Origin of the sequence: Micrococcus sp. Alg238-R198, from assembly GCF_900537135.1 — a bacterium.
In the GTDB taxonomy this organism is placed as follows: Bacteria; Actinomycetota; Actinomycetes; order Actinomycetales; family Micrococcaceae; genus Micrococcus; species Micrococcus luteus.
The window spans coordinates 297,767-319,029 of sequence record NZ_UNRH01000002.1 but is presented as its reverse complement, the minus strand read 5'-3'; the positions used below and the strand labels follow the sequence as shown (position 1 = coordinate 319,029).

Below are 21,263 nucleotides of genomic sequence, written 5' to 3'. Positions count from 1 at the left end.
GTCCTCGACCGTCGACGCGCCGACGGCGGACGCGCCGAACGTGGTGTGGGCGGTGGACTTCCAGTTCGACGCCGACGAGCACGGACGACCGATCAAGATCTGCTCGATCGTCGACGAACACACCCGGGAGTGCATCGGCGGGCTCGTGGAGCGCTCGATTACCGCCGACCGACTCACCGCCCACCTCGAGGACCTCGTCGCCGCCCGGGGCGCCCCGGCGGTGCTCAGGTCGGACAACGGGCCGGAGTTCATCAGCGAGGCGATGGCCGACTGGGCCGGCACCCGCACCGGCCTGTCCTACATCCCTCCGGGCTCGCCGTGGCGCAACGGGTACGTCGAGTCGTTCAACAGCCGGATCCGCGACGAGTGCCTCAACATCAACAGCTTCTACTCGCTGCTGCACGCACAGGTCATCATCGGCAACTGGAAGGACGAGTACAACCACCACCGCCGGCACTCCTCGCTCGGCTACCTAACCCCAGCCGAGTACGCTCGGCAGTGCACCCATCAAATGGAAACCGACGACTCACAGAACGTCCGGACCGAATGAAGGGGGCGGCTCAACGTCATCGCCGCCTGGATGGAAAGGAAATCTGGCATCACCCCTCCATTAGAAGCGGTCAAGACCATTTAGAGTTCATGACATGACCCAGACCACATCAGCGCCTGGCGGCGCCCGCACCCCGTCCGCCATCGACGCGCTCGCCGAGCGCTACGTGACCGACCTCCTCGCCCTGCATCCGGACACCGCCACCGAGCTCGGCTTCCCCGGCCGGGAGACCGAGTACACGGACTTCTCCCCCGTCGGCGCCCGCGCCGACGACGAGCTCAACGCCCGCCTGCTCGAGGACCTGGCCGCGCTCGAGCCGCAGGACGAGACGGACCGCGTCACCAAGACGGCCATGCAGGAGCGCATCGGCCTCGAGCGCGAGATCCACGCGACCGGCCGCACCGAGCTGAACAACATCGCCTCCCCCGCCCAGGGCATCCGCGCGGTCTTCGACCTCATGCCCACGGACACCGCGGAGCAGTGGGGCCACATCGCCGGCCGCCTCGAGAACCTGCCGGCCGCCCTGCGCGGCTACACCGAGTCCCTGCTCGCCTCCCGCGACGCCGGCCACGTGGCCGCGGTGCGCCAGGTGGACATCGTGGTGGAGCAGGCCCGCGCCCACGGCGCCGCGGGCGGGTTCTTCCCGGGCCTGGTCGAGCGGGCCAAGGGAGCCGACGTCGTGGACGACGCCCTGGCCGCCCGCATCCGCTCCGGCGCGGACGCCGCCGCGCAGGCCTACCGCGACTTCGCGGACACGCTCGAGGCCGAGCTGCGCCCGCACGCCCCGGAGGCGGACGGCGTCGGGATCGACTACTACCGGCTGGCCTCCCGCGTCTTCCTCGGCGCCGAGATCGACCTCGAGGAGACCTACCGCTGGGGCCAGGAGGAGCTGGCCCGCATCATCGCCGCGCAGCAGGCGGACGCCGAGCGCATCCGGCCGGGCGCCACGATCGAGGAGGCGCGCGCGATCCTGGACGCAGACCCGGAGCGCACCCTGAAGGGCACCGAGGCCCTGCGCACGTGGATGCAGCGGCTCTCCGACGACGCGGTCGAGGCCATGAAGGAGCACTTCGAGATCCCGGCCCCGATGGACCGGCTCGAGTGCATGATCGCCCCCACCCAGGAGGGCGGCATCTACTACACCGGCCCCTCGGACGACTTCTCCCGGCCCGGCCGCATGTGGTGGTCCGTGCCCCCGGGCGAGGACGAGTTCACCACGTGGGCGGAGACCACCACGGTCTACCACGAGGGCGTGCCGGGCCATCACCTGCAGATCGCCACCGCCATGATGAACCGGGAGAACCTCAACCTGTGGCGCCGCAGCTTCTGCTGGACGTCCGGCCACGGCGAGGGCTGGGCGCTGTACGCGGAGAAGCTCATGGAGGAGCTCGGCTTCCTCGACGACCCGGGCGATCACCTCGGCATGCTGGACATGCAGCGCATGCGCGCGGCCCGCGTGGTGTTCGACATCGGCTACCACTGCGGCTTCGACGCCCCCGAGTCCGAGGGCGGAGGCGCGTGGACCCCGGAGAAGGGCTACGCGTTCCTGACCAAGCACCTGAGGATCTCCGAGGGCCAGCGCCGCTTCGAGTTCACGCGCTACCTCGGCTGGCCGGGGCAGGCGCCGGCGTACAAGGTGGGCCAGCGCATCTGGGAGCAGATCCGCGCCGAGCACGAGCAGGCCGAGGGCGCCGACTTCGACCTCAAGGCCTTCCACACCCGGGCCCTGCGCCTGGGCGGCATGGGCCTGGACACCCTGCGGGAGGCGCTCGCGTGATCCCGCACGACGACGGCTCGGCCGGCCCCGGCACGGGCCTGCGACTGGTGCTCGGCTCGGCCTCCCCCGGCCGGGCGGAGGTCCTGACCCGGGCGCGGGTGCCGTTCCGCGTCGTCGTCTCGGGGGTGGACGAGGCGGCCGTGGGCGCGGCGGCGGGCGACCCGTCGCCGGCGGAGCTGGCGGGCCTGCTGGCGGAGGCCAAGGGCCGCGACGTGGCCGCCCGGGTGGCGGCCGCCGGCGTCGAGGCCCCCACGCTCGTGCTCGGCTGCGACTCCGTGTTCGAGTTCGACGGCCGCGCCCACGGCAAGCCCTACGAGCCCGAGGTCGCCGTCGAGCGCTGGCGCGCCCAGGCCGGCCGGGAGGGCGTGCTGCATTCGGGCCACTGGCTGGGCCTGGTGCTGCCGGAGCCCGGGGTCGGGTCCGGGATGGCCGCGGAGGCGGGCGTGGTGTCCGCCGTCGTGCGCTTCGGCGCCGTCACCGAGGCCGAGATCCAGGCCTACGTGGCCACGGGCGAGCCGCTGCACTGCGCGGGCGCGTTCACGGTGGACGGCGCGGGCGCGGCCCTCGTGGACGGCGTGGACGGGGACCCCAACGCGGTGATCGGGCTGTCCGTGGCGTGGCTGCGGCGGGCCACGGCGGCCCTGGGCCAGGACTTCACCCGGTTGTGGGAACCCTCCAACGCGCAGCGCTGATCCGGCGCGACAGGGCCGCGTGCCTCGGAGGGTTCCGCCACAACGAGTAGGGTGCTGGTCAGAGTCGGCGCCGTCCCGCGCCTTTCGCCCCACCGGGTGAGGGGCACGACCCCGGACGTGGCGCCCGCGCCCCCAGCCGTGATCGTCCGAGGAGTCCATCGCCCATGAGCATCGCCGACGCACCGCAGGCCTCGGTCGTCCCGCCCGTCGACCCCGCGGCGGAGCGCCGGTTCTCCCGGGTGCTGATCGCCAACCGCGGCGAGATCGCCGTGCGCATCATCCGGGCCTGCCAGGACGAGGGGCTGACCTCCGTGGCCGTCTACGCCGAGCCGGACCGGGACGCCCTGCACGTGACGCTCGCGGACGAGGCCGTGGCCCTCGGCGGGGAGACCGCCGCCGACTCCTATCTGGTGATCGGCAAGATCCTCGACGCCGCCGAGCGCGCGGGCGCGGACGCCGTGCACCCCGGCTACGGCTTCCTCTCCGAGAACGCGGACTTCGCGCGCGCCGTGGCCGACGCGGGCCTCGTGTGGATCGGCCCGCCTGCCGAGGCGATCGATCGGCTGGGCGACAAGGTCTCGGCCCGCCAGCTGGCCACCAAGGTCGGCGCCCCGCTGGCGCCGGGCACCACCTCCCCCGTGACCGGCACGGAGGAGGTCGTCGCGTTCGCGGACGAGTTCGGCCTGCCGGTGGCCATCAAGGCGGCCTACGGCGGCGGCGGCCGCGGCATCAAGGTGGCCCGCACGCGCGAGGAGATCCCCGAGTTCTACGAGTCCGCGGTCCGTGAGGCCGTGGCCGCGTTCGGCCGGGGCGAGTGCTTCGTGGAGCGCTTCCTGGACAAGCCGCGCCACGTGGAGACGCAGTGCCTGGCGGACGTGCACGGCGACGTCGTCGTGATCTCCACCCGCGACTGCTCGCTGCAGCGCCGCAACCAGAAGCTCGTGGAGGAGGCCCCGGCGCCGTTCCTCACGGACGAGCAGAACGCCCGCCTCGTGGAGTCTTCCAAGGCGATCCTGCGGGAGGCCGGCTACGTCGGTGCGGGCACGTGCGAGTTCCTCGTGGGTCAGGACGGCACCATCTCCTTCCTCGAGGTGAACACGCGCCTGCAGGTGGAGCACCCGGTCTCCGAGGAGATCACCGGCATCGACCTCGTGCGCGAGCAGTTCCGCCTGGCCCGCGGCGAGGCCCTCGGCTACACGGACCCGCAGCCCCGCGGCCACTCGATCGAGTTCCGCCTCAACGGCGAGGACCCGGGCCGCAACTTCCTGCCCGCCCCCGGTCGGCTCACCACGTTCCGCATGCCCAGCGGCCCGGGCGTGCGCGTGGACTCCGGCGTGGTGGAGGGCGAGGCCGTCTCCGGGGCCTTCGACTCCATGGTCGCCAAGCTGATCGTCACCGGTGCGGACCGCCGCCAGGCCCTGCAGCGCGCCGCCCGCGCCCTGCGCGAGGCCGAGATCGTCGGCATGCCTTCGGTACTGCCCTTCCACCGCGCCGTGGTGCGCGACCCCGCCTTCGCGCCCGAGATCGCCGGCTCGGAGGAGCCGTTCTCGGTGCACACCCGGTGGATCGAGACGGAGTTCGCGAACCGCATCGAGCCGAGCGCCCTCACCCCGGCCGAGCCGGCCCCCCGCGAGGCGCGCCACACCGTGACCGTGGAGGTCAACGGCAAGCGCGTGGACGTCACCCTGCCCACGTGGGGCGAGGCCCTGCACACGATCTCCGGCGCCGCCCAGCGGGCCGGTGCGGGACGACGCCGGCCCCGCGGCAAGCGCGGCGCACCGGTGGCCGCGGCCGTCAGCACGGACGCGCTGACCGCCCCGATGCAGGGCACCGTGGTGAAGGTCGCCGCCGAGAACGGCCAGACCGTGGCCGAGGGCGACCTGATCGTGGTCGTGGAGGCCATGAAGATGGAGCAGCCGCTCGCGGCCCACCGCGCGGGCGTGGTCAGCGGTCTCGAGGTCGAGCCGGGCCAGACGGTCACGGCCGGCACGGTGATCGCCACCATCGCCGACGCGGAGTGAGCCGCCGGCGACGACGGCGGGGAGCGCCGGCGTCGTGGGCTGGTTCCACATGGTGGACGACGGGGACATGACTCTCGCAGATCGGCGCGACGAGGCTTAACCTGACACGCATCTTCGTCTCACATCGTGGTCGTTCGCGACCCCCTGTGCCCGTCATACCAGGGAGACACCATGTCCCACTCCACCCCGCCCGCGAACCCGGGCGCCCCCACCGATCTCACGTCGGACGCGGTCGCCACTGCGGAGGAGGTGCCCCGCTCGCGGGTCATCATCGCCTCGCTCGTGGGCACCTCGATCGAGTTCTACGACTTCTACATCTACGCCACGGCCGCCGTCTCGGTGTTCCCGCTGATCTTCTTCGCGGGCGGCGACGACAACACGGCCCTGCTGGCCTCCATGGCCACCTTCGGCGCGGCGTTCGTCGCCCGGCCGCTGGGCGCCGTCGTCTTCGGCCACCTGGGCGATCGCGTGGGCCGCAAGACCACGCTCATCGGCTCGCTGCTGACCATGGGCATCGCGACGTTCCTCATCGGCCTGCTGCCCACGTACTACCAGATCGGCCTGTGGGCGCCGGCCATGCTGACGCTGCTGCGCTTCTTCCAGGGCCTGGGGCTCGGCGGCGAATGGTCCGGCGCCGCCCTGCTGGCCACCGAGTATGCCAAGGACGGCAAGCGCGCGCAGGCGGCCATGTGGCCGCAGCTCGGCGCGCCGATCGGCTTCCTGCTGGCCAACGGCCTGTTCCTCGCGCTCGTGCTCGGCTTCAGCCACGACTCCACGAGCCCGGTGCTCGACGGCCCGTTCCTCACGTGGGTGTGGCGCGTGCCGTTCCTGCTCTCGATCGTGATGGTGGCCGTGGGCCTCTACGTCCGCGTCAAGCTCGAGGAGACCCCGGTCTTCCAGCGCGCCCTCGACCGCGACCAGCGTGTGAAGGCGCCGCTGGGCGAGGTGTTCCGCCGCAACTGGTGGGAGCTGATCCTGGGCACCTTCGTCATGTACGCCACCTACGTGCTCTTCTACCTGATGACCACGTGGATCCTCTCCTACGCGATCGGCAAGCCGGCCAACGGCTTCCTGGGTGTCCCCTACGCCGAGTTCCTCGTGCTGCAGCTGGTCGGCATCCTGTTCTTCGCGGCGTTCGTGCCGGTCTCCGGCCTGCTGGCGGACCGCTTCGGCCGCCGCCCCACCCTGATCGTGATCTCGGTGCTCATGGTGGTGTTCGGCCTCTCGTTCGGCCTGTGGCTCTCGCCGGAGAACATGGGCGTGGGCGCGGAGCTGAACGTGCCGCTGATGCTGGCGTTCCTGGCCACGGGCATGACGCTCATGGGCCTGACCTTCGGGCCGATGTCCGCGGTGCTGCCCGAGCTGTTCCCCACGAACACGCGCTACACCGGCTCCGGCATCGCCTACAACGTGTCCTCCATCCTCGGCGCCGCGCTGACCCCGTTCATCGCCGCCTGGCTGGTGCAGAAGTTCGACGTCTCCTACGTCGGCTACTACCTGGCCGCCGCCTCGGCGATCACCGTCATCGCGCTGGCCCTCTCCCCCGAGACCCGCCACACGGACCTCGACACCGTCACCTCGGCCCGCGAGCGCCGCGCCGCACGCTGACCCCGGCCGGCCCCCGGCGCTCCCCCCGCGCCCCCGCCCGCACTGTCGAACGTGACATCGGGGGAATGGACGCTTTCGGTCGTGAGATAGGGCCTATCTCACGACCGAAAGTCGTCTCTGGGTCAGATGCGCACGTGCAGGCGGCGGGCCGCCTCCGCGATCGACCCGGACATGGACGGGTACACGGTGAAGGTGTCCGCGAGGTCGTCCACGTGCAGCTTGTGCGTGACCGCGAGCGCGAGCGCGTAGATCAGCTCGGAGGCGCGCGGCGAGACCACCACACCGCCGATCACGGTGCCGGAGCCCTGGCGCGCGAAGATCTTCACGAACCCCTCCTCCGCGCCGGACATCTTGGCGCGAGGGTTGGTGTGGAAGTCCAGGCGCAGCACGTCCGCCTGGTACTGGCCGGAGTCCACCTGCGCCTGCGTGACGCCCACGGTGGCGATCTCCGGCGAGGTGAAGATGTTCGAGGCCAGCAGGTGCGGGCGCAGCGGCTTGAGGGCGTCGCCGAGCAGGTGGGCGACGGCGATGCGCCCCTGCATGGCCGCCACCGAGGCGAGGGCGAGCTTGCCCGTGCAGTCGCCCGCCGCGTAGATGCTCGGCACGGACGTGCGGGAGACGCCGTCCACGAGCACGTGGCCGGAGCCGGTCAGCTTCACGCCCACGTCGTCGAGGCCGAGGCCCGCCGTGTTCGGCACGCCGCCGACGGCCACCAGCGCGTGGGAGCCCTCGATCGACGGGGTGTCCTCGGCGCCCTCGCCGGAGAGGTGCACGCGCACGCCGGTCTCGGTCCGCTCGACGGACTCGGCCCGGGAGCGGGAGACCACCCTGAGGCCGTTGCCCTCGAAGACCTTCTCGAGCAGCTCGGCGGCGTCGGCGTCCTCCCCGGGGAGCACGCGGTCGCGCGAGGAGACGAGGGTGACCTTGGCGCCGAGGCGGTTGTAGGCCGAGGCGAACTCGGCGCCGGTGACGCCGGAGCCCACGACGATCAGGTGCTCGGGAAGCTCCTTGAGGTTGTAGACCTGCTTCCAGTTGAAGATCCGCTCGCCGTCCGGGACGGCGGTGGGCAGCTCGCGGGGGCTCGCGCCGACGGCCACGAGGATCGCGTCCGAGGTGATGATCTCGGGCTCGGCGCCGGCGTCGGCGTCGTCGAGGGCGCGGACGGACACCTCGTGGGGGCCGACGACGCGGCCCACGCCGTCGATCACCCGGACGCCGACCCGCTCGAGGCCCGCGCGGATGTCCGAGGACTGCTCGTGGGCCAGGTTCAGGATGCGGTGGCCGACCCGGCCCATGTCCGCGTGGACGTCGCCCCCGCCGAGGTCGACGCCCAGGTCCACGGAGGCGCCCACGCGGCGCATCGAGTCGGCGGCGGCGATCAGCGTCTTGGAGGGGACCACGTCCGTGAGGACGGCCGCGCCGCCCAACCCCTGGCGCTCGACCAGGGTCACGCGGGCGCCCAGCTTCGCGGCCACCATGGCGGCCTCGTAGCCGCCGGGGCCGCCGCCGATGATGGTCAGGGACGGGATGAAGGTGCTGTTTTCCTCGGTCACGGGCTCCATTGTGTCCGCCGCGGACGGGAAAGTCCTAGCCCGCGCTCACGGGACACCGCCTAGACTCCACGACGTGACCGACCAGACCAGCATCCCCTCCCCCGACTCCCCCTTGACCGGCGACCATCCGGGCTTCGCCGAGGCCCGCGCGGCCGCCGACACCATCGCCCGGGCGACGGGCGTGGCGGAGCACCGCGTCGCCGTCGTCCTCGGCTCTGGCTGGGGCGAGGCCGCCGGCCTGATCGGCGACGAGGTCGCCGCCGTGCCGCTGGCCGAGGTGCCCGGCTTCCACGCCCCGAAGGTGCCCGGCCACAACGCGGTGATCCGCTCGGTCCGACTGCCGGACGGCACGCACGCCCTCGTCTTCGGCTCGCGCACGCACTTCTACGAGTCCCGCGACGCCCAGGCCGTGGCGCACACCGTCCGCACCGCCGCCGCCGCCGGGGCGCGCACCGTGGTGCTGACCAACGGCTGCGGCGGCCTGGACCCGGAGATCGCCCCGGGCACCCCCGTCCTGATCGCGGACCACATCAACCTCACCGGCGCCACCCCGCTCGCCGGCGCCACGTTCGTGGACCTGACCGACCTCTACTCCCCGCGGCTGCGCGCGATCGCCCGTGAGGTGGACCCGTCCCTGCGTGAGGGCGTGTACGTCCAGTTCGCCGGCCCGCAGTACGAGACCCCCGCCGAGGTGCGGATGGCGCGCACCCTCGGCGGCGACCTCGTCGGCATGTCCACGGCGCTGGACGCGATCGCGGCCCGGCACGCCGGGCTGGAGGTGTTCGGCATCTCGCTGGTGACCAACCTCGGCGCCGGCATCTCGGAGACGCCGCTGTCCCACGCCGAGGTCGTCGAGGCCGGCCAGGCCGCCGGCCCGCGCATCGCGCGCCTGCTCGCGGACATCGTGGGGCGGCTCTGATGCCCGCGCATCCCCCGCACGACGACGTCGCCGCGCTCCCGGAGGACGTCCTCGCCCGGGCTGAGCGGTGGGCGGCGGAGGACCCCGATCCCGCGCACCGGGACACCCTGCGCGCCGAGCTCGACGCGGCCGCCGGCGTCGGCCCGGAGGCCGCGGCCGCCCGGGCGGCGCTCGCCGCCCGCTTCGCCGGGCCGCTCGTCTTCGGCACCGCCGGCCTGCGCGCCGAGGAGGGCCCGGGCGAGTCCCGCATGAACCGGCTCGTGGTGCGCCGCACCGCGGCGGGTCTGGCCGCGCACCTGTGGGACGGCGTCGGACGGGACGCTGCCCCGCCGCTGGCCGTCGTCGGGTACGACGCGCGGCGCGGTTCGGCCGCCTTCGCCGCGGACACGGCCGCCGTCCTGACGGCCGCGGGCGTGCAGACCGTCCTGCTGCCGGACCCGCTGCCGACGCCGGTGCTCGCCTTCGCGGTGCGCCATCTCAGCGCGGACGCGGGCGTGATGGTCACGGCCAGCCACAACCCGCCCGCGGACAACGGCTACAAGGTCTACCTCGGCGGGCGGCTCACGGACGAGGCGGGTCGCGGGGCGCAGATCGTCTCCCCCGCGGACGCGGAGATCGCCGCCCGCATCGACCACGCGGCGTGGGCCGCAGACATCCCGCTCGCCGACGACGGCTGGACCGTGGCCGGGCCGGACCTGCTGGAGGCCTACCGCGCGGCGGCCCTCGGCGTGCTCGACGACGACCGGCACGGCCACCGCGACCTGCGCGTGGTCTACACGCCCCTGCACGGGGTGGGCGGCGCCGTGGTCCCGGGCCTGCTCGAGGACGCCGGCTTCGGCCCCGTCCACGTGGTGGCCGAGCAGGCCGCCCCGGACCCGGCCTTCCCCACGGTCGCGTTCCCCAACCCGGAGGAGCCGGGGGCGATGGACCTCGCCCTCGCCCTGGCCGCCGAGGTGGACGCGGACCTGGTGATCGCCAACGACCCCGACGCCGACCGCCTGGCCCTGGCCGCGCCCGTCACCGACGCGGACGGTGCCCGCACGTGGCGGATGCTCTCGGGCGACGCCGTCGGGACGCTGCTGGGCGCGCACGCGATGCCGGCCCTGCACGCGGCCGGCCGCAGCGCCGCGAACTCCGTGGTCTCCTCCCCGCAGCTGGCCGCCCTGGCGGAGGCGAACGGGGTGAGGCACCACGTCACGCTGACCGGCTTCAAGTGGATCTCCCGCGCCCCGGACCTCGGCTTCGGCTACGAGGAGGCCCTCGGCTACTGCGTGGACCCGGACATGGTGCGGGACAAGGACGGCATCACGGCCGCCCTCATGGCCGCGGAGCTGGCCGCCGCCCTCACAGCGCAGGGACGCGGCCTGATGGACGCCCTGGCCGACGTCGACGCGGTCACCGGCGCCATGCCCAGCGCCCAGGTCTCGGTCCGCGTGGCGGACCTGTCCCTGATCGCCCGCACCATGACGGCCCTGCGTCAGCAGGCGCCGGCCACGCTCGCGGGGGAACCGGTCACCGTGCGCCGGGACCTGGCCGCCGGCGGGGACGGGCTGCCGCCGACGGACGCACTGCTGTTCGCCACCGACTCCGGCACCCGCGTCCTCGTGCGCCCCTCCGGCACCGAGCCGAAGCTCAAGTGCTACCTCGGCACCCGGGACGCCGACCCGGCCGCGGCCGCCGAGCGGCTCGAGGCGCTGCGCGCCGAGGTGACGGCCCTCGTGGGCGGCTGAGCCTCGGTAGGCTGGCGGACATGACCGTCTCCCTCACCACCGCCGAGCTGGCGAAGTACATCGACGCGACCGCCCTGAAGGCCGACACCTCGGAGGCGGACGTGCGCCGCCTCGTGGCCGAGTCCCGCGAGGCCGGGGTCAAGAGCGTCTGCATCAACCCCGTGTGGGTGCCGCTGGTGGCCGCCGAGCTCGCGGGCTCGGACGTGCTGACCTGCACCGTGATCGGCTTCCCCCTCGGCGCCAACGCCTCGGAGGTCAAGGCCTTCGAGGCCCGGCAGGCGATCGACGCCGGCGCGGACGAGGTGGACATGGTCCTCGACGTCGCCGCGGCCCGCGCCGGGGACCGCGACCGGCTCGTCGCGGACGTCCGCGCCGTGGCCGAGGCCGCGCACGCGGGCGGCCCCGCGGGTGACGGCGGGGCGCTGCTCAAGGTGATCGTGGAGACCGCCCTGCTGGGCGACGACGCGATCGTCCTGGCCTGCGAGGCCGCGGTCGAGGCCGGGGCGGACTTCGTGAAGACCTCCACGGGCTTCTCCACCGCGGGCGCCACCGTCGAGCACGTCGCGCTGATGCGCCGCACCGTGGGCGAGCGCATCGGCGTGAAGGCCTCCGGCGGGGTGCGCACCCGCGCGGACGCCCTGGCGATGATCGAGGCCGGGGCCACCCGGATCGGGGCCAGCTCCGCGCTTGCTATCCTGGGATCCGACTGACTCGCATCACTTCGGCCGGGCGTCCGCCCCGGCTGGGACCGCACCGAAGGAGCATCACGTGATCCGCAACGGCAAGGCCATCGACCACTCCAACGTGGGCGGCGTCTGGGGTTCCCTGATCGCCTTCATCGTCGCCTTCGGCGCGTTCCTCGGCTGCCTCTACGCCATGGGCTTCTGGTCGCTCGAGTCGGTCTGGATCCCCGGCCTGATCGCGCTGGCCCTGGCCACTGTGGCCTTCATGATCCCCAAGGCGTTCCTGGGCCGCAGCGACACCGTGGACACCACCGCCATCCACACCCGTCCCGTCGTCGAGCACGCCGCCTCCGGCGCCCACGCCGTCGAGACCGGCGCCGCGCACCGCTGAGCCGTCCCGGAGCCGAGGATCGCTGACACCGGTCGTCCGGCCGCCGCGCGCCGAAGGGCGTCCACCCGCAACACGGGGGTGGACGCCCTTCGGCTTGTCTCCATCGCGGCGGTGGTGCTGGGTCACGCATACCTGACGGACCTCACCTTCAGCCGGTACCTGGAGATCTGGCGGATGCCGCTGTTCTTCTTCCTCACCGGCTACTTCTGGACGCGCGGCCGCCCCTGGGCCACGGACGTGCGGGGCCGCTTCCGGAGCCTGATGGTGCCGTACCTGGTGTGGGCGGCGCTCATGTCCGTGGCCGCGTTCGCGTGGTTCGCCGACGACCCCGACCTCCTGAGGCGCCTGATGATCACCGGCTGGTACGGGGGCGCGGACCAAGAGCCCCCGTGGTGGGCGTTCTGGTTCATCTCCGTCCTGTTCTTCACCACGGTGCTGCGCCGATTCCTCGAGCGCTTCCCGTCCGCCGTCGCCTGGGCCGTGGGCCTGGCCGGGCTGGCGTGGGCCCACCTCGTGCCGGACTCCGCGATCGCCCGCACGCCTCTGGGCGTCGGGCTGGCCCTGCCGTGCCTGCTGTTCGTCCTCAGCGGCGAGACGTTCCGTCGCCGCGTCCAGCCGCACGTGCGGCGCCATCGGACGCTCATCGGCGTCGGCCTGGTGCTGCTCGGTCTGGTCGCGGTCCGGCTGGGCCTGGAGCCGCCCAACATCAAGTTCGGCGGCTTCGGCACGCCGGTGCTCACCCCCGCCGTGGGCGTCCTGATGTCCGCGGGGATGGTGCTCGTGTTCGGTTCCACGGTGGAGGGACTGCTGCGCTCCTTCGCCCGACGCACCGGGACGGGTCAGGCCCTGCGCCGCGCCATCACCGCCCTGGTCCGGACGGGCACGGTGGTGGTGCTGCTGCACGGCTGGGTGCTGATGTGGGTCACGCGCCACGGCGTGGAGGACAACGCCGCCAAATTCGCCCTCGCGCTCGCCCTCAGCTGGCTGGCAGGCCTCGCCCTGCTCGCCACCCCCCTGTCCAAGCCGTTCACGGGGGCGCGCCGCCGCTGGCACCCGGTGCACCGCCTGCGACACGTGGAGCCCCCGCACCCCGTCACGTCCGCGCTGCCGCGCGTCACGACCGCCTCGGAGAGGACACACCCATGAGCAGGGATCATCGCCCCCCGATCCGCAATCCGTTCCTGCCGCCGACGCCGGAGGAGCCCGAGGTGCCGGCCCGCGACGGCGGCCACCCGGCGGGTGACGGCGGCGACGCCGACGCCCCGGCGGCCTCCACGGCGCGGGAGGATCGCCTCGCCGAGTTCCGGCTCGGCCCGGCATTCCGCCCCCACCCGGCCGACCCCGCCACGCCGCGGCAGCGTGCGACGCCGGCCGGCCGTGTCCCCGGCCCCCTGCCGAGCGCCCGCGTCCTCGTCGTGTGCACGGGCAACATCTGCCGCTCCGCCTACGTGGAGTACGCGCTGCAGGCGCAGCTCAACGCCCTGCTGGGCGACCGGGGCCGCGCGGAGGTCACGAGCGCGGGCACGGAACCGAACCAGGCGCTCACCGTCCCCGGCCCGCTGCTCGACCTCGCGCCGAGCCGCCGAGTCCGCGCCGCGTTGACGCAGCATCGACCGCAGCAGCTGACCGGGCGTTCGCTGGCGGACCAGGACCTCGTCCTGACCGCGACGGACGACCACCAGGACGAGGTGCTGCGCGAGGACCCCGCGGCGGTGCGCCGGACCTTCACGATCCTCGGCATGGGCACCCTCCTGCGCGACCACGGCGAGGAGCTCGCCGCGTCGGTCCCTCCGGGCGCGGGCGTCACCGCGCTCGTCACGGCGCTGGCGGAGCTGCGCTCCCGCCTGATCGCCCACGGGGAGCGACCGGACGCGGATCTGCCGGACCCGTTCCGTGGCCCCGCCGAGGGCTACGCCGCCATGGCGCAGACCGCGCAGCCGATCGTCGAGCTGCTGGCGTGGGAGATCGCCCGGGCCCTCGACGGGGACCTCGTGGAGGAGGAGCCGACGGGCGCCTGACCGGCCGGCGTCAGAGATCGGGGACGGGGCCGCCTCCACTGCCACGCGCAGGGGTGCGCAGCCGGGGGGCGGACAGGCGCAGCCTAAGAATGCGTAGGCGCCGAGGATGGCGAGGACGAGCACGACGCCACCCCCATCTGCGGCGTCGACCAGAGCCACAGGACGGCGCACGCCAAGCCCGCCATGGAGGTGCAGGGCCCGTGAGGAAGACGCACACCGCGGCGGTGACGAGCAGGGCCACCTTCCACCGCCGCGTCCGCACCAGAGCGAGCGGCGACTGAGCCGACCGCGGGCGATGCAGTCAACAAGACCGATGAAGCCCGCGATCCGCGCCCATTAGCGCAACCAGTCCAGGTCTGGGATGCCCTGCGGCAGGGGGACGATCGCCGGGAACGGCATGCTCGGTGAACATGAGAATGGAACTCTGCAGGTGGATCTAGACAGGTCGCGCAGCTCATCGCGAGTCCTGCCACGCGTTCATGGATGGCACGTCAACACGGAGCACCCGGGAGCGTGCGGGTCTCGCGCCGTCAGTCCACGAATCCACCTGAACCCCCTTTAACTTTGCACCGGGCATCCGGCACAGTCACCGCCGGGCCCTCCTTTGGGTCGACTAAGCTCGCGGCCATGGGAGAACGAGCGACGGGACAGCGACCGGCCGCCCCGCCATCCCTGGACCTCGAGGTCCGCGTCCGCCTCGCCCACGCCCGCATCACGCATCTGCTGGACCGGGTCGGCATTCGCGGCCTGCACGTCAAGGGCTACGCCACGGAGCCCGGCGTCTACCCGGAGCACCGCCGCAGTTCGGACGTGGACCTGCTGGTCCATCCGGCCGATGCCACCGCCGTCATCGAGCTCCTGCACGCCCACGCCTGGGAACCGGTCGCTGACTTCTCGGAGGGGTCGATCTTCCAGCACGCGGCCACGCTCTGGCACGACCAGCTGGGGTATGTGGACGTGCATCGGCTCTTCCCAGGCCTCGGCGCGTCCCCCGAGGCGGCCTTCGACGCCCTGTGGATCGAGCACGCCCACCTCGTGATCGCGGGCCGGCCCGTTCCGGTGCCGAGCCCGCGCCACCAGCGGCTCGTCGTGATCGTCCACGCGGCCCGCGACCCGTTCCGCGGTGGCCTCGACGTCCGGCACATCCGGGAGTCCCTCACCGCCGAGAGCTGGGCCGCCCTGCGCGAGGAAGCCCACCGGCTGGACGCGGGCGCGGCCTGGCACGTCGCCACGGGCGAGGCCGCCGACGGCGTCGACACCCGGCAGCTGGCCCTCTTCGCGGCGCTTCACGAGAGCCAGAGCGGTCTCGAGCTGTTCCGCACCCGGTGGCGGTCGGCCGCCACGGTGCGGGAGCGGGCCGTCCTCGTGGCCCGCACGATCCCGGTGAACCGCCCCCATCTGCAGATGCGCCTGGGCCGGCCTGTCACCCGTGCGGACCTGTGGCGCGAGCAGCGCGCCCGGCTCGGCGCACTCGCCGGTTGGGCCTGGGCGAAGGCGGTGCGCCGTGACCGTTGAGACCACCGAGGGCTGGGCGCTCGCCCCCGACATCGCGTGGGCCCGCATCGCCGGCGGCCAGGCCGTCGTCATGACGCTCGAGGCCGGTCAGCCACTGCTGTTGAGCACCTCGGGCGGCGTGATCTGGGACGTCCTCGTGGGCGGCCGCACCCCGGAGGACGACCTGGTCGCGGATCCGCCGGCACCGCTGTCGACGACGGACGTCACGGTCCAGGTCGCGGAGGCGTTCGGCCTCGCCCCCGCCGACGTCGCCGCGGACGTCCACGCCTTCCTCGAGATGCTCGAGGCGCACGGCGTCCTCGTCCGCGTGCGGACGGCCTGACCCGGCTCAGCCCTCCGGCGCGAAGATCGCATCGACCACCTGCTGCGCCCACTCGAGCAGCGGGACGTCCACGAGGTCCTGACCCATGACCGGCTTGGTCTTGGGACGCGGGATGAGGACGCCGTTCAGGGCCGGCTTGACCTGGGCGCCCTTGTACATGCGGGTCAGGCGCATCTGGCGGGACTCCGGCAGGTCCGCGGCGGGGCCGAACTTCACGTTCTGCCCCAGCAGCATCACCTCGGTGACGCCCGCGGCTCGGGCCCGGTTGCGGAACCGGGCGACGGCGACGAGCGCCTCCACCGGCTCCGGCAGCGGGCCGTAGCGGTCCTTGAGCTCCTCCACCACGGCGTCCACGGCGGCGTCGTCCGCGGCCTGGGCGAGGTTGCGGTACATCTCCAGGCGCAGCCGCTCCCCCGGCACGTAGTCGTGCGGCAGATGGGCGTTGACCGGCAGCTCCACCTTCACCTCGGCGGGCGCGGTGTCCTCCTCGCCCTTGAAGTCGGCCACGGCCTCGCCCACCATCCGCAGGTAGAGGTCGAAGCCCACGCCGGCGATGTGGCCGGACTGCTCCCCGCCCAGCAGGTTGCCGGCGCCGCGGATCTCGAGGTCCTTCATGGCCAGCTGCATGCCCGCGCCGAGCTCGTTGTGGGTGGCCACGGCCTTGAGCCGTTCGAGGGCCACCTCGCCGAGGGGCTTCTGCGGGTCGTACAGGAAGTACGCGTACGCCCGCTCGCGGCCACGGCCCACCCGGCCGCGCAGCTGGTGCAGCTGCGAGAGGCCGTAGCGGTGGGCGTCCTCCACGATCAGGGTGTTGGCGTTGGCGATGTCCAGGCCGGTCTCGATGATCGTGGTGGAGACGAGCACGTCGAACTTCCGCTCCCAGAAGTCCACCATGATCTGCTCGAGCCGGGCCTCGCTCATCTTGCCGTGGGCGACGGCGATCCGCGCCTCCGGCACCAGCTCGGCGATGCGCTTGGCCACCTTGTCGATGGTGGTGACGCGGTTGTGCACGTAGAACACCTGACCCTCGCGCATCAGCTCGCGGCGGATGGCCGCGGTGACCTGCTGGTCCGAGTACGGGCCCACCGAGGTGAGCACCGGGTGGCGCTCCTCCGGGGCGGTGGCCAGCGTGGAGGTCTCGCGGATGCCGGTGAGGGACATCTCGAGGGTGCGCGGGATGGGCGTGGCGGACATGGCGAGCACGTCCACGTTGGTGCGCATCTTCTTCAGCGCCTCCTTGTGCTCGACGCCGAAGCGCTGCTCCTCGTCCACGATCACCAGGCCCAGGTCCTTGAACTGCACCTGGTCGGAGAGCAGCCGGTGGGTGCCGATCACCACGTCCACCTCACCGTGCGCGAGCCCCTCGACGACCTCCTTGGACTCCTTGGCGGTCTGGAACCGGGAGAGCGCGGCCACCTTCACGGGGAAGCCGGCGAACCGGTCGGAGAACGTCTGGTGGTGCTGGCGGGCGAGCAGCGTCGTCGGGACGAGGACGGCCACCTGCTTGCCGTCCTGCACCGCCTTGAACGCGGCGCGCACGGCCACCTCGGTCTTGCCGAAGCCGACGTCGCCGGAGACGAGCCGGTCCATGGGGACGGCCGCCTCCATGTCCTTCTTGACGTCCTCGATGGTGGTCAGCTGGTCCGGCGTCTCGATGAACGGGAACGCCTCCTCCAGCTCGCCCTGCCACGGGGTGTCCGGGGCGAACGCGTGGCCGCGCGAGGCCATGCGGGCCGAGTACAGACGGATGAGCTCGCCGGCGATCTCGCGGGTGGCGCGCTTGGCCTTGGACTTGGTCTGCGCCCAGTCCGAGCCGCCCATCTTGGACAGCGACGGCGTCTCCCCGCCCACGTAGGTGGAGATCAGGTCGAGCTGGTCGGTGGGCACGAACAGCCGGTCGCCGGGGGCGCCGCGCTTCGAGGGCGCGTACTCGAGCACGAGGTACTCGCGATAGGACTCCTCAGCGCCGGGGGCGGTGCGCGGGCCGCCGGTGACCTTGCGGCGCTGCAGCTCCACGAAGCGGGCGATGCCGTGCTGGGAGTGCACCACGTGGTCGCCGGGCTGCAGGGTCAGCGGGTCGACGGCGTTGCGCCGCTTCCGGGCCAGCCGCGCCCCGGGGGCGCGCGTGCCCGCGGTGCGGTGCCGGCCGAAGAGGTCATGCTCCGTGATCAGGGCGATCTGCGCGTCCGGGAACGTGAAGCCGGAGCCGACGGGCGCCGTCGCGATGGAGACCCGCCCCGGGGCGAGGTCCGCGGGCAGGGGCCCGTCCGCCACGGAGGCCGTGAGGCCGGCCTCCGTGGTGAGCTCGGCGAGACGGCGGGCGGAGCCGGGGCCGTCGGTGAGGACCACGGCATGCCACCCCTCCGCGAGCCGGACGCGGGTGTGCGCGACCATGGCCTCGATGTCGCCCGAGAACGTCTGCGGGACGCCGAGGGTGGCGCGCAGGGTGGCGGCGTCGGGCAGCAGCTCAGCGTCCGAGACCAGCGCGGTGACGGACCAGAACCCCTGGTCCTGCTCGAGCGCGGCCGCGCGGAGTTCGGCCACCGTGAGGAAGCCGCCCGCGGCGGACTGGTCCGCCCCGGCCACGTCCACCGGGGCGACCGCGCCCTGCGCGGCGCCGGCCCACGCGGCCTGGAGGAACTCCTCGTTGGTGGCCAGCAGGTCGTCGGCGCGGCCGCGCAGGCGCTCGGGCTCCACGAGGACGGTCAGCGACCCGGTGGGCAGCATGCGGGGCAGCGACGTCATGGCCTCGGCCAGCAGCGGGGAGAGGGACTCCATGCCCTCCACGGCCACGCCCTCGGCGATCCGGTCCAGCATGTCCGCGGCGGCGGGCATGGCCGGGATCAGCTCCTTCGCGCGCCGGCGCACGTGGTCCGTGATGAGCAGCTCGCGGCACGGGGGCGCGTTCAGCTCGGAGGGGTGGCCCGAGCCGTCCTCCGTGGTGTCCTCGAGGGAGCGCTGGTCCGCCACGGAGAACCAGCGCATCTGCTCCACCTCGTCGCCGAAGAACTCGATGCGCACGGGGTAGTCCTCGGTGGGCGGGAACACGTCGATCAGCCCGCCGCGCACGGCGAACTCGCCGCGGCGGCTGACCATGTCCACGCGCGAGTAGGCGGCGTCCGCGAGCGCGGCCACCACGCCGTCGAAGTCCCGTTCCTCCCCCGTCCGCAGGGTCACGGGGCTCAGCTCGCCGAGCCCGGCCACGAGGGGCTGCAGCACGGCGCGCACGGGGGCGACGACGATGCGCAGCGGGCCCTCCGCGTGCTCCTCGGGGTGGGCGAGGCGGCGCAGCACGGCCAGGCGCGCGCCCACGGTGTCCGAGCGCGGGGACAGGCGCTCGTGGGGCAGCGTCTCCCAGGACGGGAACAGCGCGGCGGCGCCGGCGGGGGCCCAGGCGGCCAGGTCGGTCACGAGGTCCTCGGCCTCGCGGGTGGTCGCGGTGACCACGAGGACGGCGGCGCGCTCGCCGTGGCCCTCGGCCAGCGCCTCGGCCAGGACGGTCAGCAGGGGCGCGCGGGCGCCGTCGGGCAGGCCGATCTCCAGCTCGACGCCCCGGGACTCGAGCGGCCGGGCGGCGGAGGCGGCGGCCGCCTCGATGGCGCGTTCGGAGCGCAGGCGCGGCAGCAGCGGGGCGAGGACGGGGGTGGTCTCGGGGGCGCTCATGCGCGGACCTCCGGGGTGGCGGTGGAGCCGTCCGTGGCGGCGGGCAGTTCGGTGGTCATGATCTCCCGGATCTCTTCGAGGAAGGCGAGGACGTCGTCGGCGCCGCCCACCGGGCCGCCGGCGGTGAGCCGGTCCGTGCCGAGCAGCACCGCGGTGGGGAACGAGTGCAGACCGAGGGCCTGCGAGGCGGCGCCGGCCGGGTCGGCGAGCACGAGCGACGCGTCGACGGCGCCGCTGTGGATCGCCCCCTCGGCGCCGGGGGCGTGCTGGGGCATGAGGACCCGCAGCCGGACCGGCCCGAGCGCGTCCTTGAACTCGTCCAGCCGGTCGATCACCCGCGTACAGGAGCCGCACCCCGTGGACAGGCGCAGGGCCACCACGGCCCCGTCCGCGACCAGCCGGTGCAGACCGGTGTACTCGCCGTCCGCGACCACGACGGCGTCCGGGAACGGGTGGCGTTCGGGCTCGGCGGCGTCGGCCGGGTCGACGGCGGCCGGGGCCTCGGGCGTGGGCGTCGCCGGGGCGGCGTCGGGTGCGGCCGGGACGGACTCGCGCCCGGCCAGGAACGCGGCGGTCGCGAGCAGCACGGACACGAGCAGGGCCCACGCCCACGCCCCGGCGCCGAAGGCGGTGAGAGGCTGCCAGGCCAGGCCCGCGCCGTGCACCGCCAGCGAGACGATCCCCTCGGCCAGGGCCAGGACGGCGAGGGCCAGGAAGACGACGTTGCGGACCACGGTGGTGCGGGAGATCGGGGCGGCCGAGGCCTCGCCGAAGCAGCCGCACGAGACGCCGTCGTCCTGGGCCCGGACCACGAGCGCGAGGAAGGCGGCGAAGAGGGCGACGGCCACCAGGCCGACGACGGGACGCAGCAGGGTGAAGGGCTGCAGGAGGGCGGCGGCGAGCAGCAGCTCGAGCCAGGGGAACGCGCGCGCCAGGGCGGGGGCCGCGAACGGGCGGGGCACCCTGAGTCGGGTGAACGTGGCCTGCACGTCCTCGCCGGAACGGAGCTTCGCCGTCCCGCTCAGGAGCATGATGAGGGCCACGGCCCAGAGTGCCGACATGGCGGACACACCTTCCAGGGGGTTCACGAGGGGTCGCGCGGCCGGTCCCGGCGCCGTGCACGGGACCCGGGTCGCGGAGGCCAGCATATAAGGTGAGGGATGGACGCCCATCGCCGTCGGCGAACCGGTGCCGGCCCTCTCATGGCCCGCCGGGCGCGGTCCGACTTGACCCCGAGGAGACACCGTGGCCTTTTCCGCTCAGCAGTCCATCCCGCACCCGCCGTCGGCCGTGGCGGCCGCCCTGGCGTCCGAGGACTTCCACCGTTCCGTGGTCGAGTCCTTCGGCGGCTCCCTGGTCTCGTTCTCCGTGGAGGGCTCCCCGGAGGGCCCGATGACCGTCACCGCCGTGCGCTCCCTGCCCGCGGACCGCATCCCGGACCGTGTCCCGGACATGGCCCGCAAGCTCATCGGCTCCGCCCTCCAGGTGGAGCAGGTGGAGCGCTGGGACGCGCCCGCCGCGGACGGCTCCCGCGCCGGCACCACCACCATCACCGTGCCCTCCGCCAAGGCGACGGCGGACGGCGCCCTCCGCCTGACCGCCGCCGGTGAGGGTTCCCAGTTCTCCGTGGACGGCACCCTCGTCTGCCGGATTCCGCTGGTGGGCTCGAAGCTCGCCGCGAAGGCCGAGCCGATGGTCGGCAAGGTCGTCGATCGTCAGGCCCGGGCGCTGTCCTCGTGGCTCGAGCGTGACGGCGGAGCAGCGCGCGGTTGATCTCGTTCCCCCGTCGCCCGGCGCCGACGAGCCCGTCTCCGCCTGCCC

17 protein-coding genes are annotated in these 21,263 nt (G+C 73.7%); 14 read left to right on the top strand and 3 right to left on the bottom strand.

Features of this window, described 5'->3' with window-relative positions:
- From G6R13_RS03450 to G6R13_RS03430, 5 genes are all read left to right on the top strand, one after another.
- The coding region (locus tag G6R13_RS03450) for an integrase core domain-containing protein (protein WP_163721075.1) at positions 1-550 on the top strand (550 nt) is incomplete at its 5' end.
- 94 nt (positions 551-644) lie between these two features.
- Positions 645-2,327, top strand: a complete 1,683-nt coding sequence (locus tag G6R13_RS03445) for a DUF885 domain-containing protein (RefSeq protein ID WP_163721073.1) — start codon at positions 645-647, stop codon at positions 2,325-2,327.
- Positions 2,324-3,019, top strand: coding sequence for a nucleoside triphosphate pyrophosphatase (locus tag G6R13_RS03440; protein ID WP_163721072.1), 696 nt, complete (start codon positions 2,324-2,326; stop codon positions 3,017-3,019). The genes G6R13_RS03445 and G6R13_RS03440 overlap by 4 nt, the downstream gene beginning before the upstream one ends.
- A 164-nt stretch (positions 3,020-3,183) precedes the next feature.
- Positions 3,184-5,040 carry a biotin carboxylase N-terminal domain-containing protein gene (locus G6R13_RS03435; protein WP_163721070.1) on the top strand — a complete coding sequence of 619 codons (1,857 nt, stop codon included), beginning with the start codon at positions 3,184-3,186 and terminating at the stop codon, positions 5,038-5,040.
- Positions 5,041-5,211: 171 nt separating this feature from the next.
- The gene (locus tag G6R13_RS03430; RefSeq protein ID WP_163721068.1) at positions 5,212-6,648 is read left to right on the top strand and encodes an MFS transporter; all 1,437 of its coding nucleotides are present in this window, start codon (positions 5,212-5,214) and stop codon (positions 6,646-6,648) included.
- A gap of 122 nt (positions 6,649-6,770) precedes the next feature.
- Here G6R13_RS03430 and G6R13_RS03425 read toward each other — a convergent pair whose 3' ends face one another.
- Positions 6,771-8,210 (bottom strand): NAD(P)H-quinone dehydrogenase, encoded by a 1,440-nt coding sequence (locus G6R13_RS03425; protein ID WP_049147626.1) that lies wholly within the window; start codon positions 8,208-8,210, stop codon positions 6,771-6,773.
- A 64-nt stretch (positions 8,211-8,274) separates the two neighbouring features.
- Here G6R13_RS03425 and G6R13_RS03420 point away from each other — a divergent pair, with 64 nt between their 5' ends.
- From G6R13_RS03420 to G6R13_RS03385, 8 genes are all read left to right on the top strand, one after another.
- Positions 8,275-9,120: a purine-nucleoside phosphorylase gene (locus tag G6R13_RS03420; RefSeq protein WP_002854392.1), complete on the top strand. Its 846-nt coding sequence runs from the start codon at positions 8,275-8,277 to the stop codon at positions 9,118-9,120.
- On the top strand, positions 9,120-10,850 hold the full coding sequence (locus G6R13_RS03415; RefSeq protein ID WP_078025712.1) for a phospho-sugar mutase: 1,731 nt from the start codon (positions 9,120-9,122) through the stop codon (positions 10,848-10,850). The genes G6R13_RS03420 and G6R13_RS03415 overlap by 1 nt, the downstream gene beginning before the upstream one ends.
- Before the next feature lie 20 nt (positions 10,851-10,870).
- A complete protein-coding gene (gene deoC / locus G6R13_RS03410; protein ID WP_163721066.1) occupies positions 10,871-11,560 on the top strand; it encodes a deoxyribose-phosphate aldolase in 690 nt (229 codons plus the stop codon).
- Between the two features lie 58 nt (positions 11,561-11,618).
- Positions 11,619-11,924 (top strand): hypothetical protein, encoded by a 306-nt coding sequence (locus tag G6R13_RS03405; protein ID WP_036317357.1) that lies wholly within the window; start codon positions 11,619-11,621, stop codon positions 11,922-11,924.
- A gap of 78 nt (positions 11,925-12,002) precedes the next feature.
- The gene (locus G6R13_RS03400; RefSeq protein WP_163721064.1) at positions 12,003-13,070 is read left to right on the top strand and encodes an acyltransferase; all 1,068 of its coding nucleotides are present in this window, start codon (positions 12,003-12,005) and stop codon (positions 13,068-13,070) included.
- Positions 13,067-13,942: a hypothetical protein gene (locus G6R13_RS03395; protein ID WP_163721062.1), complete on the top strand. Its 876-nt coding sequence runs from the start codon at positions 13,067-13,069 to the stop codon at positions 13,940-13,942. The genes G6R13_RS03400 and G6R13_RS03395 overlap by 4 nt, the downstream gene beginning before the upstream one ends.
- A gap of 627 nt (positions 13,943-14,569) precedes the next feature.
- On the top strand, positions 14,570-15,457 hold the full coding sequence (locus tag G6R13_RS03390; RefSeq protein WP_163721061.1) for a nucleotidyltransferase family protein: 888 nt from the start codon (positions 14,570-14,572) through the stop codon (positions 15,455-15,457).
- Positions 15,447-15,779, top strand: coding sequence for a PqqD family protein (locus G6R13_RS03385; protein ID WP_163721059.1), 333 nt, complete (start codon positions 15,447-15,449; stop codon positions 15,777-15,779). Before G6R13_RS03390 ends, G6R13_RS03385 begins: the two co-directional genes overlap by 11 nt.
- 6 nt (positions 15,780-15,785) lie before the next feature.
- Here the strand turns inward: G6R13_RS03385 and mfd are convergent, their stop codons facing one another.
- Both mfd and G6R13_RS03375 read right to left on the bottom strand, forming a co-directional pair.
- Positions 15,786-19,442, bottom strand: a complete 3,657-nt coding sequence (gene mfd / locus G6R13_RS03380) for a transcription-repair coupling factor (protein WP_163721057.1) — start codon at positions 19,440-19,442, stop codon at positions 15,786-15,788.
- Positions 19,439-20,503, bottom strand: coding sequence for a MauE/DoxX family redox-associated membrane protein (locus tag G6R13_RS03375; RefSeq protein WP_163721055.1), 1,065 nt, complete (start codon positions 20,501-20,503; stop codon positions 19,439-19,441). The genes mfd and G6R13_RS03375 overlap by 4 nt, the downstream gene beginning before the upstream one ends.
- 184 nt (positions 20,504-20,687) lie before the next feature.
- Between G6R13_RS03375 and G6R13_RS03370 the strand changes: the two genes are divergently transcribed.
- On the top strand, positions 20,688-21,215 hold the full coding sequence (locus tag G6R13_RS03370; protein ID WP_060973880.1) for a DUF2505 domain-containing protein: 528 nt from the start codon (positions 20,688-20,690) through the stop codon (positions 21,213-21,215).
- The last annotated feature ends 48 nt before the right edge of the window (positions 21,216-21,263 follow it).